General features: G+C 53.0%; 21 protein-coding genes. 9 read left to right on the top strand and 12 right to left on the bottom strand.

Going from position 1 to position 23,853, the window contains the following annotated elements; translation table 11 throughout:
• Nucleotides 1–414: a CoA-binding protein gene (locus ACMGGS_RS15425; RefSeq protein ID WP_276164528.1), complete on the bottom strand. Its 414-nt coding sequence runs from the start codon at nt 412–414 to the stop codon at nt 1–3.
• Nucleotides 415–656: 242 nt separating this feature from the next.
• On the opposite strand from ACMGGS_RS15425, the gene mgsA reads away from it, so the two are divergent.
• Nucleotides 657–1,115, top strand: coding sequence for a methylglyoxal synthase (gene mgsA, locus ACMGGS_RS15420; protein ID WP_414163349.1), 459 nt, complete (start codon nt 657–659; stop codon nt 1,113–1,115).
• Between the two features lie 4 nt (nt 1,116–1,119).
• Here the strand turns inward: mgsA and helD are convergent, their stop codons facing one another.
• Nucleotides 1,120–3,174: a DNA helicase IV gene (gene helD, locus ACMGGS_RS15415; RefSeq protein ID WP_414163348.1), complete on the bottom strand. Its 2,055-nt coding sequence runs from the start codon at nt 3,172–3,174 to the stop codon at nt 1,120–1,122.
• A 222-nt stretch (nt 3,175–3,396) separates the two neighbouring features.
• On the opposite strand from helD, the gene yccS reads away from it, so the two are divergent.
• The 3 genes from yccS to ACMGGS_RS15400 all read left to right on the top strand — a co-directional run bounded on the left by yccS (nt 3,397) and on the right by ACMGGS_RS15400 (nt 6,894).
• Nucleotides 3,397–5,532 carry a YccS family putative transporter gene (yccS, locus tag ACMGGS_RS15410; RefSeq protein ID WP_414163347.1) on the top strand — a complete coding sequence of 712 codons (2,136 nt, stop codon included), beginning with the start codon at nt 3,397–3,399 and terminating at the stop codon, nt 5,530–5,532.
• Nucleotides 5,533–5,856: 324 nt separating this feature from the next.
• Complete coding sequence (locus ACMGGS_RS15405; protein WP_414163346.1) at nt 5,857–6,027, top strand: hypothetical protein; 171 nt, start codon at nt 5,857–5,859, stop codon at nt 6,025–6,027.
• Between the two features lie 24 nt (nt 6,028–6,051).
• On the top strand, nt 6,052–6,894 hold the full coding sequence (locus ACMGGS_RS15400; RefSeq protein WP_414166288.1) for a PTS transporter subunit EIIC: 843 nt from the start codon (nt 6,052–6,054) through the stop codon (nt 6,892–6,894).
• Between the two features lie 78 nt (nt 6,895–6,972).
• Here the strand turns inward: ACMGGS_RS15400 and ACMGGS_RS15395 are convergent, their stop codons facing one another.
• Nucleotides 6,973–7,587 (bottom strand): TfoX/Sxy family DNA transformation protein, encoded by a 615-nt coding sequence (locus tag ACMGGS_RS15395; protein ID WP_414163345.1) that lies wholly within the window; start codon nt 7,585–7,587, stop codon nt 6,973–6,975.
• 217 nt (nt 7,588–7,804) lie between these two features.
• Between ACMGGS_RS15395 and sulA the strand changes: the two genes are divergently transcribed.
• Both sulA and ompA read left to right on the top strand, forming a co-directional pair.
• Nucleotides 7,805–8,314: an SOS-induced cell division inhibitor SulA gene (gene sulA / locus ACMGGS_RS15390; RefSeq protein WP_414166287.1), complete on the top strand. Its 510-nt coding sequence runs from the start codon at nt 7,805–7,807 to the stop codon at nt 8,312–8,314.
• Between the two features lie 352 nt (nt 8,315–8,666).
• The gene (ompA, locus tag ACMGGS_RS15385) at nt 8,667–9,725 is read left to right on the top strand and encodes a porin OmpA (RefSeq protein ID WP_276164522.1); all 1,059 of its coding nucleotides are present in this window, start codon (nt 8,667–8,669) and stop codon (nt 9,723–9,725) included.
• 63 nt (nt 9,726–9,788) lie between these two features.
• On the opposite strand, the gene matP is transcribed toward ompA, so the two are convergent.
• Nucleotides 9,789–10,241 (bottom strand): macrodomain Ter protein MatP, encoded by a 453-nt coding sequence (gene matP / locus ACMGGS_RS15380; RefSeq protein WP_414163344.1) that lies wholly within the window; start codon nt 10,239–10,241, stop codon nt 9,789–9,791.
• A 182-nt stretch (nt 10,242–10,423) separates the two neighbouring features.
• Here matP and ACMGGS_RS15375 point away from each other — a divergent pair, with 182 nt between their 5' ends.
• Nucleotides 10,424–12,184, top strand: a complete 1,761-nt coding sequence (locus ACMGGS_RS15375) for an AAA family ATPase (protein ID WP_414163343.1) — start codon at nt 10,424–10,426, stop codon at nt 12,182–12,184.
• A gap of 68 nt (nt 12,185–12,252) precedes the next feature.
• The gene (fabA, locus tag ACMGGS_RS15370) at nt 12,253–12,771 is read left to right on the top strand and encodes a bifunctional 3-hydroxydecanoyl-ACP dehydratase/trans-2-decenoyl-ACP isomerase (RefSeq protein ID WP_414163342.1); all 519 of its coding nucleotides are present in this window, start codon (nt 12,253–12,255) and stop codon (nt 12,769–12,771) included.
• Between the two features lie 56 nt (nt 12,772–12,827).
• Here the strand turns inward: fabA and rmf are convergent, their stop codons facing one another.
• From rmf to rlmKL, 6 genes are all read right to left on the bottom strand, one after another.
• Entirely contained in the window at nt 12,828–12,995 is a 168-nt protein-coding gene (rmf, locus tag ACMGGS_RS15365; protein WP_103675379.1) for a ribosome modulation factor, read from the bottom strand.
• A 257-nt stretch (nt 12,996–13,252) separates the two neighbouring features.
• On the bottom strand, nt 13,253–13,816 hold the full coding sequence (gene pqiC / locus ACMGGS_RS15360; protein ID WP_414163341.1) for a membrane integrity-associated transporter subunit PqiC: 564 nt from the start codon (nt 13,814–13,816) through the stop codon (nt 13,253–13,255).
• Nucleotides 13,813–15,453 (bottom strand): intermembrane transport protein PqiB, encoded by a 1,641-nt coding sequence (gene pqiB / locus ACMGGS_RS15355; RefSeq protein ID WP_414163340.1) that lies wholly within the window; start codon nt 15,451–15,453, stop codon nt 13,813–13,815. The genes pqiC and pqiB overlap by 4 nt, the downstream gene beginning before the upstream one ends.
• Before the next feature lies 1 nt (nt 15,454).
• A complete protein-coding gene (pqiA, locus tag ACMGGS_RS15350; RefSeq protein WP_414163339.1) occupies nt 15,455–16,711 on the bottom strand; it encodes a membrane integrity-associated transporter subunit PqiA in 1,257 nt (418 codons plus the stop codon).
• Nucleotides 16,712–16,725: 14 nt separating this feature from the next.
• A complete protein-coding gene (locus tag ACMGGS_RS15345; RefSeq protein ID WP_414163338.1) occupies nt 16,726–18,639 on the bottom strand; it encodes an ABC transporter ATP-binding protein in 1,914 nt (637 codons plus the stop codon).
• A gap of 12 nt (nt 18,640–18,651) precedes the next feature.
• Nucleotides 18,652–20,760, bottom strand: a complete 2,109-nt coding sequence (gene rlmKL / locus ACMGGS_RS15340) for a bifunctional 23S rRNA (guanine(2069)-N(7))-methyltransferase RlmK/23S rRNA (guanine(2445)-N(2))-methyltransferase RlmL (protein ID WP_414163337.1) — start codon at nt 20,758–20,760, stop codon at nt 18,652–18,654.
• A 99-nt stretch (nt 20,761–20,859) separates the two neighbouring features.
• On the opposite strand from rlmKL, the gene ACMGGS_RS15335 reads away from it, so the two are divergent.
• Complete coding sequence (locus tag ACMGGS_RS15335; RefSeq protein ID WP_414163336.1) at nt 20,860–21,966, top strand: YcbX family protein; 1,107 nt, start codon at nt 20,860–20,862, stop codon at nt 21,964–21,966.
• Here the strand turns inward: ACMGGS_RS15335 and ACMGGS_RS15330 are convergent.
• Nucleotides 21,963–22,502 carry a cell division protein ZapC gene (locus ACMGGS_RS15330; protein WP_414163335.1) on the bottom strand — a complete coding sequence of 180 codons (540 nt, stop codon included), beginning with the start codon at nt 22,500–22,502 and terminating at the stop codon, nt 21,963–21,965. The genes ACMGGS_RS15335 and ACMGGS_RS15330 overlap by 4 nt on opposite strands.
• 160 nt (nt 22,503–22,662) lie before the next feature.
• Nucleotides 22,663–23,673: a quinone-dependent dihydroorotate dehydrogenase gene (gene pyrD, locus ACMGGS_RS15325; RefSeq protein ID WP_414163334.1), complete on the bottom strand. Its 1,011-nt coding sequence runs from the start codon at nt 23,671–23,673 to the stop codon at nt 22,663–22,665.
• Between the last annotated feature and the right edge of the window lie 180 nt (nt 23,674–23,853).

Below are 23,853 nucleotides of genomic sequence, written 5' to 3'. Positions count from 1 at the left end.
TTATTTCGCCAGGCCCAGGCGAGGGATTTCAATTGCCGGGCAACGATCCATCACCACGTTCAGACCCGCGTCACGCGCCAGTACTGCCGCCTGCTCGTTAATCACTCCTAGCTGTAGCCACAACGTTTTGGCTCCTACGGCGATGGCATCCTGGGCCACGCCCCATGCGGCCTCAGAATTACGGAAAACATCGACCATATCAATTTTTTCCGGCACATCGGCCAGCGTCGCATAGCCTTTCTGTCCCAGAAGCGTATTTCCCGCCACTTTCGGCGATACCGGAATAACGTGATAACCCTGATCCAGCAGATACTTCATGACCCGGTAGCTGGGCCGGTCAGGTTTGTCGCTCGCACCTACCAGCGCAATGGTACGTGTTGACGTCAGAATGCCTGCAATATCGTGCTCTTTCATCTTATCCTCCGGGCAGTTTCAGCCAGTGTACGATAATCCTGGCAGAGCAACCACAGAACCCACAAGGAGGTGTCTGAAAAACGCAACCAGAGAATAATCAGACTGCTGACAGAGTGGGTGGTCGCCCCGTGTTCCACGGACGGTTTGTCATCAACCTCATAATTCACATTTTTTGATAGTGCGGGTTGCAGCGGCAGCGACTTTCAGTACTCTGTAAGCAAATTACACTACGGATATTTACCATGGAACTCACAACACGCTCTCTCCCGCCGCGTAAGCATATTGCGCTGGTGGCCCACGACCATTGCAAAACCACGTTGATGAAATGGGTGCAGCGCCACCAACCTCTGCTGGCACAGCACGTTTTATATGCCACCGGGACGACGGGCAATCTGATCCAGCGGGCAACCGGGCTTGAGGTTAATGCCATGCTCAGTGGCCCGATGGGCGGCGATCAGCAGGTCGGCGCGATGATTGCGGAAAGCAAAATTGACGTACTGATTTTTCTCTGGGACCCGTTAAACGCCGTGCCGCACGATCCGGACGTTAAGGCGCTGCTGCGCCTGGCAACGGTATGGAACATTCCGGTGGCGACCAATGTCTCGACCGCCGACTTTATTATTCAGTCGCCGCAATTCAGCGACAGAATTGATATTCTGATCCCTGATTATCAACGCTATCTTGCCGAACGCCTGCAATAAGCCCTCAGGGTTTTCGCGCGACCGGTACGTCAAGCTGCTTTAATGCCTCAACAAAGCTGGACGGCCGGTCTTTATTAAACAGTAACCAGACGCGCTGGCGTGCCCGCGTAATTGCCACATACAGCAGACGACGCTCTTCCGCATCAGGGTAATCCTCTGGCTGTGGAAGCAACGCCTGCTCCATCACCGACTCACGTGCCGGCGCTGGAAATCCCTCCTGCCCCTCCTCAAGCCCGAGAATAATCACGTAATCTGCCTGTTGGCCTTTACTGGCATGAATGGTCATAAAGGCCAGATTCAGGTTTGGCCAGCGGGTAGCTGCCTTTTCAAGAACGGCTGGTTTCAAATGATGGTAGCGTGCCAGCAGCAGGATCCGCTCTTGCGGCGTGGCATAGCCGCTGAGCTTGTCCAGTAGCGCATCAAGCTGCTCTTCCGCCATTAGCGTGACCGCTTTTTTATCACCTGTCTTCAGGCTGTTAAGCGGCTTTTTAAGCTGATGCGGGTTTTGCTGGATAAAACGGTTGGCAACCTCACCGATACGTCCGTTAAAGCGATAAGTGGTGTCCAGCGCGCAGCGATCCCCTTCACCGAAGTGGTGATGAAAGGCGGTAGTTAAGGTCATTTGCGCACCACTGAAACGATAGATAGCCTGCCAGTCGTCACCGACTGCAAACAGCGTCGTTTGCGAGTTTTGCTTGCGCAATGCCGCCAGCAATGCAGCGCGCTGCGGCGAGATATCCTGAAACTCATCGACCAGGATGTGCTTCCACGGGCTAACGAAACGCCCTTTTTCCAGAATGTTGATGGCCTGGTGGATCAGCCCCGAGAAATCCACCGCGTTCTCTTTTTTCAGCGCTGTTTTCCAGGCTTTCAGCAACGGAGCCATGAGCTTAATACGACGGCTAAACAGATCGCGCACCTCCTCTGGCGCAGAGGCGATCATATCTGCCTGCGCACCGCCGTGCATCCGCATCAGGCTTACCCAGCGGTCAAGGCGACTTCCCATACGCCGCAGCACGCTTTTGTCATTCCAGAAACTGCCTTCCGGCAGGTCCCACGCCATTTCCTCTTCCAGCCACTGCCGCCAGCCTTTAGCCTGGGCTTTTTTCTCCTGACACTGCTGCTGCCACGCGTCGGTAAGCAGCTTCTGGCGTGCGGATGCATCGTTCTCCAGCTTGCTGACTTGTGGAACCTTTTTACTTCCCTCGCGGATAATATGCAGCGCCAGCGAATGAAAAGTGCGCGCGGAAATCTCTTCGGTATGCAGTCGTTCGCGGATGCGCTCATCCATCTCTTCAGCGGCCTTACGACCAAACGCCAGCAGCAGGATTTGATCTGCCGCGGCTTCACCGCGCGCCAGCAGCCAACCGGCCCGCGCTACCAGTACCGAGGTTTTACCGCTCCCCGCCCCGGCTAATACCAGTAATGATTGTTCGCCATTCACTACCGCTCGCGCCTGCGCCGGATTCAGCGGGGAGCTTTCTACCTGCTCAAAGAACTCTGCGTACTGGCTGAGCATGGTGTCGGTGAAGGTCTGGTTATGCGCCAGGCGGCAGCTTTCGCTATCTTTCAACCATGCCTGACACTGCCGCCACGGCTCACGACAGTTATCAAAGCTATCAAGTCGGCTGGTGGGCACCGGGAGGGCATCAAGCGCGTTACGGATCTGCTGCTGAAGCCCCTGCGTCTGCTGACGCGTCAGCCATTTGCCTTCACCGCTGCTGCGGGCAATGTCGTCTAATTGTTCGTTAAGCACCTGCGCGGCAATCTCGCTCATCTGCGCGCTCCACGCGTCCCAGAGGGCAATGAGATGGCTGTGGAAGCGCTGCGTTTCACTCCACTCCGTCCCATGCAGGCGCACCACTTTATCTTCCGGCAGCACAAATTCCAGCTCGCCCCAGACCAGACCGCGCTTACAGCGAACTGAGATTAATTGATTGAAAGGGATAAGATATTCATGACGTTCCCCTGAGACTTTCACCCCGGCGTGCAGAATTTCCACCCGATCATAAGGATGCTGCGCCATGCGTTTGCCCAGCGATGTGGCTTTCAGTTCCATGCGACGTTCGACTCTGACAATACCTGTTATCACCCAGTTTAACCGTCAGATACCGGGTGCTCCAGCCAAAAAAACGTTACAATCATCGGGAACGATTATTCCCATAGTTTTACTGAGGCTGTATGCGCACCGTCCTGAATATCCTCAATTTTATACCGGAAGAGTGTTTCACTGCTTTTCCGGGGCCTGCAACCACGCTTTCGGTACAGGATCGCTAACGCTATGCTCAGCCCTTTGATACGCCGTTTTACCGGCAACAGCGTCTGGCTTTATAACGTCAGGATCTTCATCGCCCTGTGCGGCACCGTCGCCCTGCCCTGGTGGTTGGGAGAGGTTAAATTGACCATTCCACTGACGCTTGGCGTGGTGGCAGCGGCGCTGGCTGATCTTGATGACCGGCTTACCGGGCGACTGCGTAATCTGGCGATCACCCTGGTGAGCTTTTTTATCGCCTCCGCGTCAGTGGAGCTGTTATTTGACTGGCCGTGGCTGTTTGCTCTCGGCCTGACCATCTCCACCAGCAGTTTTATTCTGTTAGGCGGGCTGGGGCAGCGCTATGCCACTATTGCCTTTGGCGCGCTACTCATTGCCATCTACACCATGCTTGGCGTGTCGCTGTATGAACACTGGTATCAGCAACCGCTGCTGCTGCTGGCGGGAGCCGTCTGGTATAACCTGTTGACGCTCAGTGGGCACCTTATTTTCCCCATCCGGCCGTTGCAGGATAATCTCGCCCGTAGTTACGAGCAGTTAGCACATTATCTGGAACTGAAATCCCGGCTGTTCGATCCGGATATTGAAGAGGAAAGTCAGGCGCCAATGTACGATCTGGCACTGGCAAACGGGCAACTGGTCTCGACGTTAAATCAAACCAAAGCCTCACTGCTGACTCGCCTGCGTGGCGACCGGGGACAGCGCGGCACGCGGCAAACGCTGCACTATTACTTCGTCGCTCAGGACATTCACGAGCGCGCCAGCTCCTCGCATATTCAGTATCAAACGCTGCGCGACAGTTTTCGCTACAGCGACGTGATGTTTCGTTTCCAGCGGTTGCTGTCAATGCAGGCACAGGCTTGTCAGCATCTCGCCCAGGCTATTCGAATGCGCACACCGTGGCAGCACGATCCGCGTTTCGAAAAAGCGTTTATCCATCTTGACGCCGCCCTGGATCGGGTACGCGCCTCGGGCGTGCCGGACGATCAGGTTAAAGCGCTGGGCTTTTTGCTCAATAATCTGCGGGCAATTGATGCACAGCTGTCGACCATTGAATCCGGGCAGTCGCAGGAACAATCTCACAACGAGACCGAAAATCTGCTGGCCGATGACCGACTGCACGGCTTCAGCGATATTCGCACGCGATTAGCCCGCAACTTCACGCCAGAATCCGCGCTATTTCGCCATGCCGTCCGCATGTCGCTGGTGCTGTGTGTCGGTTATGCATTTATCCAGTTTACCGGCCTGCATCATGGCTACTGGATCTTATTGACCAGCCTGTTCGTCTGCCAGCCAAACTACAACGCCACGCGTCACCGGCTGGCACTACGGGTCATCGGCACCATCATTGGCGTCGCGATTGGTCTGCCGGTGCTGTTTTTCGTGCCGTCGATTGAGGGACAGTTGATTCTAATCGTGCTGACCGGGGTTCTGTTTTTCGCTTTCCGTAATGTGCAGTATGCGCATGCGACGATGTTTATTACCCTGCTGGTCCTGCTGTGTTTTAACCTGCTCGGTGAAGGATTTGAGGTCGCCCTGCCGCGCATTTTTGATACGCTTATCGGCTGCGCTATTGCCTGGGCGGCGGTGAGCTTTATCTGGCCGGACTGGCGGTTTCGTAATCTGCCGCGCGTGCTGGAGCAGTCGATCAACGCTAACTGTCGCTATCTTGACGCCATTCTTGAACAATATCATCAGGGTCGCGATAACCGTCTGGCCTACCGCATTGCGCGCCGTGACGCTTACAACCGCAACGCGGAACTGGCGTCGGTGGTGTCAAATATGTCAACCGAACCCGACGCCTCCGCTGAGCTGCGGGAAAATGCCTTCCGGTTGCTCTGCCTTAATCATACTTTTACCAGCTATATTTCGGCGCTGGGGGCACATCGCGAGAAGTTAAGCAGCGACGAGGTGCTGGCGCTACTGGATGACGCGGTATGTTACGTTGATGACGCCTTTCACCATGCGCCAGACGATGAACCCCGCGTGCGTCAGGCGCTGGACGATCTCACCCGGCGTATTCACCATCTGGAGCCTCATACCCGCAGCACCGAGCCGCTGGTTCTGCAACAGATTGGGCTGCTCATTGCGTTGCTTCCTGAGATTAATCGCTTGCAGCAACAGGTTACGCTACCTTCTCAATAGCTGTCGATTCGCGCCTGACATTTACAGGTCAGGCGCGTGAACACGCTTCATATAACCTGCCGCTAAACTTAATCGCATTAATAATATTGATGAGTCACCTTATGCAAAAAAGCCAATAACAAACCGACAAAGTAAATTAAAATCAATTCGTTTTCATTTCGCAATTTTAACAATATAAAAGCATATTTATCACCACGATCCTTTTATGGACGGCATCTGCATTATTATTTGCAAAACGTCCTTCCCTTCGGTATACAGAGAAAACACGTTTAAAATAACAATACATTGGATGAATGGGAAAGCGTCTTTAGAAAAGGATTTAATATGAGTTTGCCAGCATTTCAGGAAACATTACAAAAATTTCTTGTACCGGTTGCCAATAAGATTGCGCAGCAAAAACACTTACAGGCAATTAAAGATGGGATGATTGCCATCATTCCCATTATCATCGTGGGTTCATTCTCGTTATTACCGATTGCCATGAAAAATCTGTAAGGCGCAGGTCCGGTAGCAGACTTTATCGGCACACATCTGCACGGCCTGACGCAGGCAAGTCAGTTTACGACCGGACTGATTTCACTTTATGCTGCCTTTTTTATCGCCAATGCCCTGGCGAAACTTTATGGAATTTCATCGCTGATTACCGGCATTTCCGCTATTATTATGCATGTCATGTTAAGTGCTGCCATTACTGACGGTAATTTAAGTACCACTTATCTCGGGGCCGAGGGTCTTTTTACCAGTATTGTTTCCGCCATTGTCACGGTAGAAATTACCCGTATTATGATACAGCGTAAGCTGGTTATTAAGATGCCTGACAGCGTACCGCCGATGGTGATGGAAAGTTTTTTAGCCTTACTGCCATTAATTGTCACCGTTATTTTAGCGGCGGCGGTTTCAGTAGGCATTGTCGCATTAACCGGACACCCTTTCCCACAATGGCTAATGATCGTTCTGGCCCCGGCGGTTAATTCAATGGATACCTTACCGGCGATGCTGATTATTATTTTCCTGACTCAGCTATTGTGGTTTTTTGGGCTTCACGGACCGGCAATCACTTCCGCCGTCTGGGTCCCTTTTGCCGTAACCTATGGCGCGGCGAATATTGCCGCCTACGGAGCAGGGCAACCGGTCGAGCATTATTTTACCTTTGGCTATTACTACGCTCTGCTTCAGGTGTCTGGCTCTGGCCTGACGCTCGGCCTGGTGCTCCTGATGTTTTTTTCCCGCTCGAAAAACTTAAGTTCAATGGGCAAGGCGGCCATTGGTACGTCAAACTACTGGAAACCTACGATCCACAGCGCGTTGTCCCCGGATCGTTCACTTACAGTGGCACCCAATATTAATAAAACGCGCGGGTAATCTTAAAGGGCGGCCTCCCTGACGCATGCCGCCCGCAACATTTACCGATCACCGTGTCAACACAGGCCAGACTTCGGGTTAATCATTGCTGAGTTCTGGCAACGTATTAAACCAGTCCGTCAGCTGTTGACGCCGTTGTACGGTAAGCATGGCTTCGTGCATACCGGCAATAGCGCCTTCTAGCGCATAAAGGAGTCTTACTGACAGATACTTTTTCTTTTCCCTTATCTTTAACCACGCCAGTTCTGCGCCCAGCGCGCGCAGGTCTTCCTCGGTACGGATCCCCACCTCCATTAGCAGCATTTCGAGATGAAAGGTAATATTCGGCAGGTCCTTCAATCTTTTGACGCCACCACGGCGAACTTTTTCCTGTTGCGCGGCCTGAAGTGAGAATGAACTTAGGTGCAGAAGCGTTTGACGGTCGCCCCAGAGCGCATCATCAACCCGATAATAATTCAGCAAGATCGGACGCCCCCTTTTCTGCAGCGTGAGTAACGAGGTGGGATGATTGACCCGATAAGGTGCACTTTGCTCGCAAACTCGCAGATACAAATCCCCTTCAGCCACCATCGCAAAGACCGTGTTATCTATCGCCAGACTATATCCGCCAAACAGCGCCCGATAGCGGACGGTTCCCAGCGGCGAAAGATATTCTTGCGACTGATAAATCCGTTTGTATGAGATATTGCTCATGATTATTCCTTAAAAATCATGTATATAAACTATAAACTTTACTAACGGATCCGCTAATCAGGAAAATAGGCAACTTCACGTCTCGCGGCAAGATGAATTTCGCAATCTACAGAACTGAAGTTCAAATTTGCGAGTCGCTTTCAGAAAATGAGGTTGATCTTTGTACGTAGCAGGGGTACTGTATATGCATACAGTAACTCACAGGGCTGGATTGATTATGTACACTTCAGGTCATGCAAATCGCACCTCTTCATTTTCGACAACGTCTACTGCCGGGGCATTCTCCGCGACTGAGCCATCCTCAATGGGTCTTATCAGCGAAATTGTCTATCACGAAGACCAGCCCATGATGACGCAACTTCTGCTATTGCCCCTGCTACAACAGCTGGGCCAACAATCTCGCTGGCAGCTTTGGCTCACCCCTCAGCAAAAGCTGAGCCGTGAGTGGGTACAGGCGGCAGGTCTTCCCCTGACCAAGGTCATGCAGATTAACCAGATGTCCCCGTGTAATACGCTGGCATCCATGATCCGTGCGCTTCGCACCGGAAACTACAGCGTGGTGATTGGTTGGTTATCTGAAGAGTTAACGCCTGATGAATATTCACTTTTGGCACAGGCAGCCGAAGAAGGTCATGCGATGGGGTTTGTTATGCGCCCCATTCGAGGGGGTGATCGTAACGGCAGACAGTCAAGTGGGTTAAAAATTCACTCAAATTTGTATCATTAATCGCAATTAAGAATTTTCCTGGCAAATATTTTAAATTGTTGGCAACCTTTTTATTGTACAAGCAAATTTCGCGACAAAGCTTGTCTGGTGCGGTTTCCCGCATTGTCTCCAGTCCAAAAATGACACACAAATGTTTCATATTATGTTCAGCAACCTTTTTTTTTCATATGCCTGACAGAGTTCACACTTGTAAGTTTCCAACTACGTTGTAGACTTTACATCGCCAGGGGTGCTCGTCTTAAGCCGTTAATAACGGCAGCGTAATTAATAAGTCGCGCCCCCGGTGAAGGATTTAACCGTGAGTTTCTTTGAATATTCATGGCGATTTTTGGATGATAACGAGGCGCAAAAAATGAAAAAGACAGCTATCGCGATTGCAGTGGCACTGGCTGGCTTCGCTACCGTAGCGCAAGCCGCTCCGAAAGACGAAACCTGGTATACTGGTGCTAAACTGGGCTGGTCTCAGTACCATGATACCGGTTTTATCCCGAACGATGGTCCGACCCACGAAAACCAGCTTGGCGCTGGCGCTTTCGGTGGTTACCAGGTTAACCCGTATGTTGGTTTCGAACTGGGTTACGACTGGTTAGGCCGTATGCCTTATAAAGGCGACAACGTAAACGGTGCTTTCAAAGCACAGGGCATTCAGCTGACCACCAAACTGAGCTACCCGGTAGCTGACGACCTGGACATCTATACTCGTCTGGGTGGTATGGTATGGCGTGCAGATGCTAAAGCTCAGTCTCGCGTAAGCGGCGACACCTTCAAAGATCACGATACTGGCGTTTCTCCGGTATTCGCTGGTGGTCTGGAGTGGGCTGTTACTCGTGATGTTGCTACCCGTCTGGAATACCAGTGGACCAACAACATCGGCGACGCTAACACCGTTGGTACTCGTCCGGACAACGGCCTGCTGAGCGTAGGTGTTTCCTACCGCTTTGGTCAGCAGGAAGATGCTGCACCGGTAGTTGCACCGGCACCGGCTCCGGCTCCTGAAGTACAGACCAAACACTTCACGCTGAAGTCTGACGTTCTGTTCAACTTCAACAAAGCTACTCTGAAACCGGAAGGTCAGCAGGCGCTGGATCAGATGTACACCCAGCTGAGCAACCTGGATCCGAAAGACGGTTCCGTTGTGGTTCTGGGCTTCACCGACCGTATCGGTTCTGACGCTTACAACCAGGGTCTGTCCGAGAAACGTGCTCAGTCTGTTGTTGACTACCTGATCTCTAAAGGTATTCCGTCCAACAAGATTTCCGCACGTGGTATGGGTGAATCCAACCCGGTTACCGGCAACACCTGTGACAACGTGAAAGCTCGTGCTGCGCTGATCGACTGCCTGGCACCGGATCGTCGCGTTGAGATCGAAGTTAAAGGTATCAAAGACGTTGTAACTCAGCCGCAGGCTTAAGTTATCGTCCAATAAAAAACCCCGCGCTGCGGGGTTTTTTTATGTCTTTCGCTCAGGGAGCATTCATTCTTTACCCAATAGCGCTTTAAGATCGCTCTTCAGGCTGCTCATTTGCGTGGCATACTTCTCTTTATTCTCCGCATCCTCAATCAATTGCACAATCGTTTCGGATAGCGTTTTACCCCGCCGCTGAGCAAGACCCGCCAGACGCTGCCAGACGGCAAACTCAAGATCGATAGATTTTTTGCGCGTGTGCTGATGCTCGGCATTAAAGTGCCGCTTGCGCCGCGCGCGGATCGTTTGCTTCATACGGTTCAACAAATCCGGATTGATATGCTGTTCAATCCAGTCATTCACCTGAACCGGTTCATTTTCGAGCTTCAGCAAGACATCGACGGCTTCTCTGGCAGCGCTGGAATCAATATAACGGGTGATCAACTCTCCCTCCCGGTGTTTTTTCACCAGGTATTTCCACTTCCAGCCGCTCTCAAGATTTTCCAGTTGTTGATATTTCATCGCGATCTCAATGTGACCGTGTAACTCTTTCAGGATAACAGTTTTTTTGCGTTGTGCTGAGCAGAAATCGCAGGCCCTAATTCGAAATGAGTTTAACCGCACGTTGATTATCTATTATCCGTGTGCTCACCTGCTGCATGCGGTATAATCGCGCGCTTTGAATCTGACTAAAAATATCGACTTTGACCATAAATAAACTTGCCTGGCGCGATCTTACGCCTGATACCGAAAGCTATCAGAATGTGTTTGCACAGCCTGATTTCGCATCTGTTGACGAAACGCTGTTGAACGGCACCCAGGACCGTCTGCTCTATGCGCTTGAGCAGTTGCTTCGTCCGCTGTCGGTATCCTCCTTTATGCTGGTGAAAGCACCAGAAGAAACCGAGTATCTGCATCTGCTGGCGGCAACGGCCCGTGAACTCTGCCCGCCGGAGGAGCAGCTGACCGGTGTTCGCTATCAGATTGACCGTCATCATATTACGCTGCAGCCTGCGCAATCGCAGGACGATAACTTTGCCGGTACGGGTAAAATCATTTGTGCCGACTGGGTTGAAGCGGAACAGCTTTTTGGCTGCGTTCGTCAATTTAACGGCGACGTTAGTCTGCATCCAGGTCTGGTGCATCAGGCAAACGGCGGTGTGCTGATGGTCTCACTGCGCACGCTGTTAGCCCAGCCCCTGCTATGGATGCGTCTGAAAATGATTGTCGCCCTCCAGCGCTTTGACTGGGTGGCCTTTGACGAGTCACGTCCCCTGCCGGTCAGCGTGCCGTCTATGCCGCTCTCCTTAAAAGTGATCCTCGTGGGCGAGCGCGACTCGCTGGCTGATTTTCAGGAGATGGAGCCAGAACTGACCGCCAATGCCATCTACAGCGAATTTGAAGATAATTTCCAGGTCACCGATGCCGATGATATGCAGCGGTGGTGCCGCTGGATTTACCAGGTGGCGGATTATTATCAATTGCCTAAACCGGCTGCTGATGCCTGGCCCATTTTCGTCCGTGAAGCCGTGAGATATACCGGCGATCAGGACACCCTGCCGCTCTGCCCGTTGTGGATTGCACGCCAGCTGCGTGAAGCGGCTGCCTTTACCGAAGCGTCGACGTTTACGGCGGAACAGCTTCAGGTCATGCTGACCCAGCGTGAGTGGCGGGAAGGTTTCCTGGTCGAGCGCATTCAGGATGAGATCCTGCTTGAGCAAATCCTCATCGAAACCGAGGGTGAACAGATTGGACAAATCAATGCCCTGTCGGTGGTAGAGTTTCCTGGGCATCCGCGCGCCTTTGGTGAACCTTCGCGTATTAGCTGTGTGGTCCATGTCGGCGATGGCGAATTTACCGATATCGAACGCAAGGCGGAGCTGGGCGGCAACATCCATGCCAAGGGCATGATGATTATGCAGGCGTTTTTGATGACCGAGCTTGAACTTGACCAGCAAATTCCCTTCTCGGCGTCGATCACCTTCGAACAATCCTATAGCGAGGTCGATGGCGACAGCGCCTCGCTGGCCGAACTTTGCGCGCTGATTAGCGCCCTGGCCTGCGCGCCCATTAATCAAAGTATTGCCATTACCGGCTCGGTGGACCAGTTTGGGCGCGTTCAGCCTGTCGGCGGTCTGAATGAGAAAATTGAAGGCTTCTTCACGATTTGCCAGCAGCGCGGCCTGACCGGTAGCCAGGGCGTCATTATTCCGGCGGCCAACGTGCGCCACCTCAGCCTCACGCAGGCGTTATTACAGGCTGTGGAAGCGGAACAATTTTTCATTTGGGCTGTCGATGATGTTACCGACGCGCTGCCTCTACTGACCCGCCTTGTGTGGGACGGTGAAGGACAGACTACGCTGTTGCAAACAATTCAGGAGCGGATAGCACAGGCCAATCAGCCGGATGCGCGTCATCGCTATCCCTGGCCGTTACGCTGGTTCAACCGGTTTGGTTCGAACTGATCGGACTTGTTCAGCGTACACGTGTTAGCTATCCTGCGTGCTTCACTAAAATAAGGCTTACTGAGAACATGGTAGATAAACGCGAATCCTATACAAAAGAAGATCTTCTTGCCTCTAGTCGCGGTGAACTGTTTGGCGCTAAAGGCCCGCAGTTACCGGCACCCAACATGCTGATGATGGACCGTGTCGTTAAAATGACGGAAACGGGCGGCAACTATGACAAAGGGTATGTTGAAGCTGAGCTGGATATTACTCCGGACCTGTGGTTCTTCGACTGCCATTTTATTGGCGATCCGGTGATGCCAGGCTGTCTGGGTCTGGACGCGATGTGGCAGCTGGTAGGATTCTATCTTGGCTGGCTTGGCGGTGAAGGTAAAGGCCGCGCGCTGGGCGTTGGTGAAGTAAAATTTGCCGGTCAGATCCTGCCGACGGCGAAAAAAGTGACCTACCGTATTCACTTCAAGCGCGTCGTAAACCGTCGCCTGGTCATGGGCATTGCCGATGGCGAAGTGCTGGTTGACGGTCATCTGATTTATACTGCTAAAGAATTGAAAGTGGGTCTGTTCCAGGACACATCAGCATTCTGATGGGTTAACAGGCGAAACCTCCGCCTGGCGGAGGTTTCTTTATTAAAGAGACAGAATCAGGCGATAACTGCCCTGTCCTCCATGGCTTCTCGCCAGCCTCCAAGCCAGTATGACCTCTGATTCAGCGCCTGATAGGGGCAAAGTTCTTTTGAGCGTCCGGCAATACCCGCCTGATACCCTCTTTGATGTGCCCGTTCCAGGCGATCTCGTTTTTGTCTCTTCATGCCTCGTTTCCCTCATCGTTTTGGTCTGGTGGAAAAGAAAACAGTGATTACTAAATGCGCAATCACATCTAACGAATACCGCGAAAAATGCTGAGCGTCAATGCGCAATTTTCATACCGATGTCATATTTGTGAGGTATGCAAATCCTGCGTTGTGGCAAATTTGTGAGCCAGGACGAGTAACGGCCTGAAGATAAATGCAAAAAAAAAGCCGCACCGGCAGAATACCCGGTACGGCTTTAGCAGTATTAATTTTACTTATGGCAGACGCTTAATCTCACTGGCAATAGCCGATGCTTCCTGACCCCATGCCTGTGCCAGCATTTTCACCATCTCGTCGTAACCATCTTTTTGCTGCGCCAGTTCAACATGGAATGGGCGCTTAATGATCTGCCCCTGATGGTTTAACAGCCACTCGCCGCTGACAATGACATGCCCGTCATAGCGTCCTTGAAAACCCGTCACCGTCACGTTCAACGTGTCCTGATCGCTGCCCAGCGGTTGTGAGGCAACCACCCACCCCGGAAGCTGGTTGCTCAGATTAGCCACCAGCGTGGTGCGTAACTGCTGATCCAGCGGGCTGGCCCACAGATTACTGGTGGCGATAACATACTGGACGTCAGTAGTCTGATAAACCACGCCGTTTCCGGCGAGGTAATCCGGCACCGCAACCTGCTCAACCCACAGCAGGCGATTTCCCTGGCTGGCAACGCTCTGCATTAATAGCTGCGAAGAAGGCAGCTGGTACCAGGTCTTGCTCTCTTCACTGCTGCTGCACGCGGTTAACGCCAGTGCCATTATGACCATCAGCCACTTTTTCATTGTTTTGCCCTCTTCGGCTCAGGATCTTTTTTGCTTTTCGCTTCAAAGACCAGCGCGTTGCTCTTATCGTTCAGCGTTTTCAGTACCGGTTGTAGCTCCCGCAATACCTGATCCAGACGCTGCATATCCGACACCATTTTGTTATAGGCGGCGGAGCCTGGCTGGAAGCCCTGCATACTACGATTGAGTTCACGTAGCGTTTTCTGCATATCCGCAGGCAGTTCCTGCGCGGATTGACTGGCAGTCAGCTTATTAAGATTATCCAGCGTCGTTTGCAGGCGGCGCAACGTTGCCTGACTTTCGCTAAGCGTGTTGGTTGCCTGCTGAAGCATTGGATTAAGCGGCAGACTATTGATCTTATCCAGCGTATCCATCAGCCGCTGCTGGATTTGCGCCAGCCCACCGCTTTCCGTCGGAATGACTTTATAGCCGCCAAACTCACGCATCCCGGTAACAGGTGTGGCTTTGGGGTAGAAATCCATATCGACATACAGCGCGCCAGTGACCAGGTTCCCGGTTTTTAGCGAGCCACGCAGACCGCGTTTAAGCAGATCCGCCAGATGTCCCGCCACGTCAGGGTTTTCGCCAAGCTGACTGGCCAGACGTTCTGGTTCGATGCGGATCAATACCGGGATGCGATAATCGTTATTTAGCGCCTGACGCAGACCCGGCACGAAGAACGGGACTTCACCGACCGTCCCCAGACGGATGCCGCGGAACTCAACCGGCGCACCGGGCTGAAGACCACGAATCGAATCTTTAAAGAACATCAGATAATCGATGTGATCGGTATACAGCGACTCCTGAATATTTTTCTGGCTGTCGTAAAGATTGAATTCGCTTTTTTCCGCCACCGGTTGTCCCAGTTCAAGTCCTTCCGGCACGTCAAAGCTTACTCCGCCGCTAAACAGCGTGGTCAGCGATCCCATCTCAACGCGCATACCGGCGGAGTTAAGATCGACGGCGATCCCGCTGTCTTTCCAGAAGCGAACGTTGCTGGTCACCAGACGATCGTTAGGCGCGTTAATAAACAGCTGATAGCTCATGGAGCGCTTCTGCGGATCGAACGTGCTGGTTTCGACAGAGCCGACGCGGTAGCCACGGAACAACACCGGATCGCCAGGGCTGAGCTGTCCGGCTTTTTTACTGTCAAGAATGACACGGATCCCTTTCGCATCCGGCGGTGCCAGCGGCGGTGAATCCAGCAATTGATAGCTTTCCGGCTCGCTGCCCTTTTTACCCGGCTGAAGCTCGATGTAAGCCCCTGACAGCAGCGTTCCAAGGCCGCTAATCCCTTCGCGATCGACCTGCGGTTTCACCACCCAAAAGACCGAGTCTTTATGCAGCAGTTTCTCCATTCCGGCATTCAGCCGCGCCTTGATTTCAACATGCGTCAGATCGTCGGTTAGCGTGGCGCTTTCGACAACGCCGACGTTAACGCTGCGGCTTTTAATGGTGGTTTTACCGCCTTCAATGCCTTCGGCATTGGTGGTGATAAGCGTTACCATGGGTCCCTGATGGCTGTAATGATAAAACAGGATCCATGCGCCAATCAGCGCAGTGACGATAGGAAATATCCAGACCGGGGACCAGTTTTTCACCTTCTTCACCTGGGCCTCACCCTTTTTTGTTTCCATGTTATAACGATTCCTCATGGCTGCTTTCCGGCTCCCGATCCCAGGACAAACGGGGATCGAAGATCATTGCCGAGAACATGGTCATTATCACCACCAGCGCAAACATGAGCGCGCCCATAGCAGGATAAATATTCATTAATCCGCCCATGCGCACTAGCGCCGAGAGGACTGCGATCACAAATACATCAATCATCGACCAGCGGCCAACGAACTCCACCACTTCATAAATCAGGTGCATTCTCTCCCGATCGCGCTGACCATGCCCCTTTGCGTCCCAACACAGCCAGGCGATGGCGATCATCTTCAGCGTCGGCACCATAATACTGGCGATGAAAATGACCCCCGCGACCGGATAAGAACCTTCACTCCACAGCAGGACGACACCAGCCAGGATAGTGGACGGCATTTTATCGCCCAGCAGATCGGTGATCATAATCGGCAGAATATTGGCCGGAAGATAGAGCAGGATGGAGGTCACCAGCAGTGCCATTGTCCATTGCAGACTGTTTTTACGCCGCACATGTCCATCCGTGTGACAACGCGGACAGGTTTTTTGCCCGGTGGGCAGGATTGCTGTACAGCAGGTGCACGAACGCAGTCCCTGACGGATCCCCGTGACGCCCGGCGTCAGAGGCTGCGAAATAGCAGGCATAGGTTCGATGTCATCCCACAGCCAGCGACGATCCACACATTGAAACGCGCGCAGTTGGACGATGCAAAACAGGCACCACGGAATAAAACTGCTGCCAATGCCAATATCGCCATAGGCCATCAGCTTAACGAAGCTCACCAGCACGCCCGCGAGGAAAATCTCCGCCATCCCCCAGCTTTTAAGCTGAAAGAGCACCCGTGCCAGCAGTCGCTTTAAAGGCTCCGGCATCTCAAGGCGATTTACCAGCAGTAAAATGGTGATCAGACAAAACGCGGGGACCAGTTGAACGAAGACGATAAAAAACGTTCCGAGGCTGGCATAATCTTCAGAGAACATGACGCGCGGGATCTCCAGCAGCGTCACTTCGCTTTTAACACCTGCCACGTTCATATTGACGAACGGGAACAGGTTTGACAGCAGAAGCATGAACAGCGCCACCAGCGCGTAGGCGGTCGGGCGCTGCCTTGGCGCAAACCATTCTGTCGTCAACGTCGTTTCGCAACGTGGACACGTGGCCTTATGACCGTGTTCCAGCGGCGGTAAAGCCACCAGCAAATCACACTGCGGGCATAAAATATGCCGCGCAGCATGATGGCTATCACACATACTCGTTCCTCGGGTTATGCGCCGTTTTTAAGCGCTTCCAGGTATTCCCAGCGCTCAAACGCCTCTTCCAGTGCCTGCTCAGCGGCGGCCATCTCCGCCAGCACTTTTTGCGTATGATCGTGTGGCTGGTTAAAGAACGTAGCGTCAGCGACCTGAGCCTGAAGCGACTCCAGATTCGCCTCCAGACTCTCCAGCTTCTGCGGCAGCTGTTCCAGTTCACGTTGTAGGTTATAGCTTAACTTTGCACCACCGCGCTTAACATTTTCCGCTTTTGTTGCCACTGTCTCCGGCGCTTTGCTACTGGCAACCGGTTTTTTTGCCAGCGCCTGCGACTGAGATTGTTGACCGCGCGCGTCGTGATAGCCGCCAACGTAGCAGCCAATCTTACCGTTACCTTCGAAGATCCAGCACTCCGTCACGGTATTATCAACAAACTGACGATCGTGGCTCACCAGCAAAACCGTGCCCTGATAACCGTCGATCAACTCTTCCAGCAGTTCCAGCGTTTCGACATCGAGGTCGTTGGTCGGTTCATCGAGGATCAATAAGTTGCTGGGTTTGAGGAATAACCGTGCCAGCAGCAGGCGGTTACGTTCCCCACCGGAGAGTGCCCTTACCGGCGTCATCGCCCGTTTTGGATGGAACAGAAAGTCCTGCAGGTAGCCGAGCACGTGACGCGGCTTACCGTTGACCATCACTTCCTGTTTGCCTTCGGCGAGATTATCCATCACCGTTTTATCCGGATCGAGTTCCGCCCGGTGCTGGTCAAAGTACGCCACTTCAAGCTTAGTACCGACATGGATCCGTCCGCTGTCCGCCTTCAGTTGGCCGAGCATCAGTTTTAACAGCGTGGTTTTGCCGCAGCCGTTAGGCCCAATCAGGGCGATTTTGTCGCTGCGCTGTACCTGGGCCGAGAAATCGTTTACCAGCACTTTGCCGTCAACCTGATAATTAGCATGCTCAATTTCAAAGACAATTTTGCCGGAGCGGGTGGCCTCTTCGACCTGCATCTTCGCGCTACCCATCACTTCACGGCGTTCACTGCGCTCGTTACGCATCGCTTTCAGTGCGCGCACACGCCCTTCATTACGGGTACGACGCGCTTTGATGCCCTGACGGATCCACACCTCTTCCAGCGCCAGTTTGCGATCAAACTCCGCATTCTGTAGCTCTTCAACGCGCAGCGCCTCTTCTTTTTCCAGCAGGTACTGATCGTAATTGCCCGGATAAGTCACCAGCTTGCCGCGGTCGAGATCGACAATGCGCGTCGCCATATTGCGAATAAAGGAACGGTCGTGCGAGATAAAGATAATCGTGCCGTTGAAGGATTTTAAAAACCCTTCCAGCCAGTCGATAGTTTCAATATCCAGGTGGTTAGTCGGCTCGTCGAGCAGCAGAACGCGCGGTGCGCTGACCAGCGCCCGCCCCAGCGCCGCTTTACGCAGCCAGCCGCCGGAGAGCGCCGCCAGCTCGGTATCCGGCTCCAGACCTAATTGCGCGAGCACTTCATTAATGCGGTTTTCAAGCTGCCACAGACCGTGATGATCCAGCTGCTCCTGCACTTTCGCCAGCTCGTGCAAATTTTTATCACTCGGATCGGTCATGACCAGATGCGAGATATCGTGGTAACGCTTGAGATACACCGCTTGTTCTGCAATCCCTTCCGCAACGAAATCATAGACGCTGCCCTGCACGTTGCGCGGTGGATCCTGTTGCAGACGCGCCACGACCAGATCCTGCTCATAGATGATGCGACCGTCATCCAGCCCCTGTTCACGATTGAGGATTTTCATGAGGGTGGATTTGCCTGCGCCGTTACGGCCAACCAGACAAACACGCTCGTTATCTTCGATATGCAGTTCTGCGTTATCCAGCAGCGGCGAGTCGCTAAACGACAGCCAGGCACCGTGCATACTGATTAATGACATTTACTTTTCCTTTCAGGCGGCGGTAATCAGCCAGCAGTTGTGGATCTGACGATTGCGGGCAAAGTCTTGTGACAGCGTTTTTTGGGTGATTTCTTGTGCTTTCAGTCCCAGCTCAGCCAGCCCGTCGTTATCCATGCGAAAACCGCGTTTGTTGTTAGAGAACATGATGGTGCCGCCTTTGCGCAGCAGGCGCTTGAGATCGCGCATCAGACGCAGGTGATCGCGCTGCACGTCAAAGGTTTCTTCCATCCGTTTAGAGTTAGAGAACGTCGGCGGATCGATAAAGATCAGATCGAATTGTTCATCGGTGTCGGCCAGCCAGCCCAGAACATCAGCCTGCATCAGGCGATGCTGACGCCCGGTCAGACCATTCAGGCGCAGGTTACGTTCGGCCCACTCCAGATAGGTACGTGACATATCGACGGTGGTGGTTGAGCGTGCGCCGCCCAGCCCGGCGTGAACGCTGGCGCTGCCGGTATAGGAGAAGAGGTTGAGGAAATCTTTCCCTTTGCTCATCTGCCCCAACATCCGGCGGGCAATGCGGTGATCGAGGAACAGACCGGTATCCAGATAGTCGGTCAGATTTACCCACAACTTCGCGTTGTATTCGCTCACTTCAAGGAAGTCACCCTTCTCGCTCAGTTTTTGATACTGATTTTTGCCTTTCTGCCGTTCGCGGGTTTTCAGGATCAGCTTATTCGGTGCCATATTAAGGACAGCGATCGTTGCCGCGATAATATCAAACAGGCGCTGACGCGCTTTATGCTCGTCGATGGTTTTCGGCGGCGCGTATTCCTGAATGACGATCCAGTCGCCGTAGCGATCGACCGCCACGTTATATTCCGGCAGGTCGGCATCGTACAGGCGATAGCATTCAATCCCCTCCTGACGCGCCCATTTTTCCAGTTTCTTCAGATTTTTACGCAAGCGGTTAGCGTAGTCTTCCGCCACCGTGGCCGGTTTACTCTCAGCGGTAGTTTCGGCGAGGTGATAGTTTTTCTGCACGCAGTCCAGCGGGCCGTTTTTGGCTTTGAACTGGCGATCGGCGCGCAGCTGAAGGCAATTAAGCAGATCCGGCGAGGCGCTGAACATCGACAAATTCCAGCCGCCAAACTGGTTTTTCATGATCTGACCCAGCAAGCTGTGCAGCGCGATCAGCGCAGGTTCACTCTCCAGACGCTCGCCGTAAGGCGGGTTACTGACCACGGTGCCGTAAGGTCCTTTCGGCAGCGGATTGGTCAGTTGCGCCACATCTTTTGCTTCAAAGGTAATCAGTTCGCCAACGCCGGCGCGGCGGGCATTGCCGCGCGCGAGTTCAACGACTCTACTGTCAACGTCAGAGCCATAAAAACGTGAGCCATACTCTGCCAGTCCCTGACGGGCGCGCGTCTGCGCCTCGGCTTTAACATCTTTCCACAACGCCTCATCGTGTTGCGCCCAGCCGCCAAAACCCCAGTGTCCACGATGCAGGCCCGGCGCACGGTCCGTCGCCAGCATGGCGGCTTCAATCAGTAAGGTCCCCGAACCGCACATCGGATCCAGCAGCGGCGTACCCGGCTGCCAGCCGGAGCGCATTATGATGGCAGCGGCAAGCGTTTCTTTGATGGGGGCCATGCCGGTGCGATCGCGATAGCCGCGCAGGTGCAGACCGTCACCGCTGAGATCGAGGGAAATGTGCGCCGTTTCTTTATTCAGCCAGACGTTAATGCGCAGATCCGGAGACTCACGGTCAACGTTCGGACGCGGCAGGTTTTTACGCATAAAGGCATCGACGATGGCATCTTTAACTTTTAATGCCCCGTACTGGCTATTGCGAATGCTGTCATTGAGACCGCTGAAATGAACCGCAAAGGTCGCCTCAGGGTTGAACATCTCGGTCCACGGGATTGCCTGTACGCCAAGATAAAGGTCGAGATCGCTGTAAACGCTGCATTCTCCGAGCGGCATCATGATGCGCGACGCCAGACGACTCCACATCAGGCTTTGATATAAGAGCCGCGCGTCCCCTTCAAAGTGGACACCACCCTGGACCACCTGGCAATTCACCGCACCAAGCCCTTCCAGTTCAGTTTTTAACAGCTCTTCCAGCCCACGGGCCGTACTGGCAAACAGAGAATTCATATCGTCACTTTTACTCTAATAAAATTGTTGCGCATTATAGCCAATCTCAACGCTATGTCATAAAGTTGAGGGCTTATTTTCATGCATAAGGGGCAGGTTGTGGCCACGTTATCCAGACTTTTCATTCATCCGGTAAAATCCATGCGCGGCATTGGCCTGTCGCATGCCCTTGCGGATATCAGCGGCCTGGCATTTGACCGAATCTTTATGATCACTGAACCTGATGGTACGTTCATTACTGCCCGTCAGTTTCCACAGATGGTTCGCTTTACGCCTGCGCCTCTGCATAACGGACTTCATCTTACCGCACCTGATGGCAGCAGCGCGCTGGTGCGTTTTAGCGATTTTGCCGTCCACGGCGAACCCACTGAGGTATGGGGAAATCATTTTACCGCACTCGTGGCCCCCGGGGAAATTAACCGCTGGCTTTCAGGCTTTTTCGCCCGCGAGGTCCAGTTGCGCTGGGTGGGACCCGAGCCGACGCGACGCGTTAAGCGCTTCGATGCGGTGCCGCTGTCCTTCGCCGATGGCTTTCCGTTTCTGCTGACCAGTGAAGCCTCGCTGCGCGAGGTGCAAAACCGCTGCTCTGCCGGGGTGAAGATGGAACAGTTTCGCCCTAATCTGGTGGTGGCGGGCGCGCAACCGTGGGAAGAAGATACGTGGAAAACAATCCGCATCGGCGAGGTGATTTTTGACATCGTTAAACCCTGTAGCCGTTGCGTATTAACCACCGTCAGCCCCGAACGAGGCCAGAAACATCCCGCCGGTGAACCGCTGGCCACCCTGCAAACGTTCCGTACTGCCGACAACGGCGATGTCGACTTTGGCCAAAATCTGATTGCCCGTAATAGCGGCGTCGTTCGGGTGGGCGATGAGATCACCGTTCTGGCTACCGGCCCGGCCAGACCGTATGGCGCGGGTGAGGTCGTTGAAAATATTGCCGTTGCGCAGCAGGAGAACGCGGCGGTCGATATCGACTGGCAGGGGCAAACGTTCAGCGGTAATAATCAGCAGATCTTACTTGAGCAACTGGAACAACAGGGGATCCGCGTGCCCTACTCTTGTCGTGCCGGACTCTGTGGCAGCTGCCGCATTCGTCTGGTTGAGGGAGAGGTGAGCGAATTAAGGAAAGGGGCTATCGCTCAGGACGGAACCATCCTGTGCTGTAGCTGCGTGCCGAAAACATCACTACGCCTGCAAAATTAAACGGCATGCTCCAGATAGTGACTGACACAGTCGACCTGACGGAGTCGGTCATTCATCACTTTTATCGCATCCCCTAACTGCATCGTACGCCCGGCAATCATTACGCCGGGCTGAGCCACCAGACAGAGCGTAGCATTATCGCCAGGTTCAACCACCAGCAAATTAATCTGCTCTAGTGAGTCGCTAAGCCATACACAGGCGGCATCGCCCATCATGGGCATCCAGTGGGAGGAATGCGAGGTGAAGTGCCAGCTTTTCGGCATTTGTGGTTTCAGAAAACGAATGGCGACCAGCGCATTAAGCACCAGTTCGGCACGATGTTCTTTTTTAAGATCGAGGTCGCGGCATTTCTCATCAAACGAGAAATAAAGTGCGGCATCGTCAACACAAAAGCCAGAGGATTCAAAGGCATCCGGCGTTAGCATTCGTCGGGCAAAGCGAGAGCGAAAAATCATGCCGTTCGCTAAATCGAGCATCATTCGATCGTGCTCATCGTCGAAATACCAGCGCCAGTTATCGTCGGGTTTAATACGCATTATGTTCCTGTCCCCTTCAGATTTTGATTTCGGCATCGTCCTTTGCCGCTTCGTTTGTTGCTTTAATAATAAAGACCAGAACGTATAAATAAGCAACAAGAGGGGAATATAAAACAACCAGGGCTGAAAATAAAGCCCTGGCAGGTCACAAAATTCAGGATTAGATGTGAGAAATGATGTCTTTAATCAACGGTGGACCTTTAAAAATAAATCCGGAGTAGATTTGCACCAGCGAAGCCCCTGCCGCCATCTTCTCGCGAGCAGCCATCACCGAGTCAATGCCGCCGACGCCAATAATGGGCAATTGACCTTTTAATTCCGCAGACAGCATACGGATAATTTCAGTGCTTTTTAACTGTAATGGACGGCCGCTCAAACCACCGCTTTCATCGCAATTCTTCATCCCCTGAATCAGAGATCGATCTAATGTCGTATTGGTCGCAATAACGCCATCGATATTATGGCGTAATAAACTATCGGCGACCTGAATCAGTTCCTCTGAAGAAAGATCCGGGGCGATCTTTACTGCGATCGGAACATATTTGTGATGCCGCGCCTGAAGTTCATTTTGCTTATTTTTTATCGCGCTTAATAAATCATCCAGTGCCTCACCGTATTGCAGCGTGCGCAGACCGGGGGTATTTGGCGAGGAAATATTAATCGCGATATAACCGGCATAGGCATAGACTTTTTCCATACAAATCAGATAGTCATCTTTACCATGTTCTACTGGCGTATCTTTATTTTTGCCAATATTAATCCCAAGTACGCCATCAAAATGCGCTTTTTTAACGTTCTCAACCAGATTATCAACGCCAAGATTATTGAAGCCCATGCGGTTGATCAGACCTTCGGCCTCCACCAGCCGGAAGATCCGCGGTTTATCATTGCCTGGCTGAGGCAGCGGCGTGACCGTGCCGATTTCAACCGAACCGAAACCCATTGCGCCCAGGGCATCGATGCATTCGCCATTCTTATCCAGTCCGGCGGCCAGGCCGAGGGGATTTTTGAACGTCAGCCCCATACAGGTGACTGGCTTTTGCGGCACCCTCTGGCGCACCAGCACTTCCAGTGGTGTTCCTGAAAGGCGGCGTAATTGCTGAAAAGTAAATTCATGAGCGCGCTCTGGATCGAGCTGGAACAGGGCTTTACGAACGAAGGGGTAGTACATGAACTCTCCTGGATTCCCGGTGTGCAAACCGGGGGCGTATTATGGGTGATATTCAGGAGAAAGGGAATTGACCTGCGGCAAAAAAGGACCGTTTATACGCAAACGTTTTCTTATCGCGGTGCGAGCACCTCTTTGTGCGAGATTTTCGCCGGATGAATCATTTACGGGAATGGCCCCCTT

The sequence above is a fragment of the Superficieibacter sp. BNK-5 genome, assembly GCF_047456055.1.
Lineage (GTDB): Bacteria > Pseudomonadota > Gammaproteobacteria > Enterobacterales > Enterobacteriaceae > Superficieibacter.
Note: the sequence above shows the minus strand (reverse complement) of the source record. Positions and strands in the feature narration are given on the sequence as shown.

Excerpts from the sequence above, each read along its gene's own strand:
- ACMGGS_RS15425 (WP_276164528.1), bottom strand. The coding sequence starts at position 414 with ATGAAAGAGCACGATATTGCAGGCATTCTGACGTCAACACGTACCATT.
- mgsA (WP_414163349.1), top strand. The coding sequence starts at position 657 with ATGGAACTCACAACACGCTCTCTCCCGCCGCGTAAGCATATTGCGCTG.
- helD (WP_414163348.1), bottom strand. The coding sequence starts at position 3,174 with ATGGAACTGAAAGCCACATCGCTGGGCAAACGCATGGCGCAGCATCCT.
- yccS (WP_414163347.1), top strand. The coding sequence starts at position 3,397 with ATGCTCAGCCCTTTGATACGCCGTTTTACCGGCAACAGCGTCTGGCTT.
- ACMGGS_RS15405 (WP_414163346.1), top strand. The coding sequence starts at position 5,857 with ATGAGTTTGCCAGCATTTCAGGAAACATTACAAAAATTTCTTGTACCG.
- ACMGGS_RS15395 (WP_414163345.1), bottom strand. The coding sequence starts at position 7,587 with ATGAGCAATATCTCATACAAACGGATTTATCAGTCGCAAGAATATCTT.
- sulA (WP_414166287.1), top strand. The coding sequence starts at position 7,805 with ATGTACACTTCAGGTCATGCAAATCGCACCTCTTCATTTTCGACAACG.
- ompA (WP_276164522.1), top strand. The coding sequence starts at position 8,667 with ATGAAAAAGACAGCTATCGCGATTGCAGTGGCACTGGCTGGCTTCGCT.
- matP (WP_414163344.1), bottom strand. The coding sequence starts at position 10,241 with ATGAAATATCAACAACTGGAAAATCTTGAGAGCGGCTGGAAGTGGAAA.
- fabA (WP_414163342.1), top strand. The coding sequence starts at position 12,253 with ATGGTAGATAAACGCGAATCCTATACAAAAGAAGATCTTCTTGCCTCT.
- rmf (WP_103675379.1), bottom strand. The coding sequence starts at position 12,995 with ATGAAGAGACAAAAACGAGATCGCCTGGAACGGGCACATCAAAGAGGG.
- pqiC (WP_414163341.1), bottom strand. The coding sequence starts at position 13,816 with ATGAAAAAGTGGCTGATGGTCATAATGGCACTGGCGTTAACCGCGTGC.
- pqiB (WP_414163340.1), bottom strand. The coding sequence starts at position 15,453 with ATGGAAACAAAAAAGGGTGAGGCCCAGGTGAAGAAGGTGAAAAACTGG.
- pqiA (WP_414163339.1), bottom strand. The coding sequence starts at position 16,711 with ATGTGTGATAGCCATCATGCTGCGCGGCATATTTTATGCCCGCAGTGT.
- ACMGGS_RS15345 (WP_414163338.1), bottom strand. The coding sequence starts at position 18,639 with ATGTCATTAATCAGTATGCACGGTGCCTGGCTGTCGTTTAGCGACTCG.
- rlmKL (WP_414163337.1), bottom strand. The coding sequence starts at position 20,760 with ATGAATTCTCTGTTTGCCAGTACGGCCCGTGGGCTGGAAGAGCTGTTA.
- ACMGGS_RS15330 (WP_414163335.1), bottom strand. The coding sequence starts at position 22,502 with ATGCGTATTAAACCCGACGATAACTGGCGCTGGTATTTCGACGATGAG.
- pyrD (WP_414163334.1), bottom strand. The coding sequence starts at position 23,673 with ATGTACTACCCCTTCGTTCGTAAAGCCCTGTTCCAGCTCGATCCAGAG.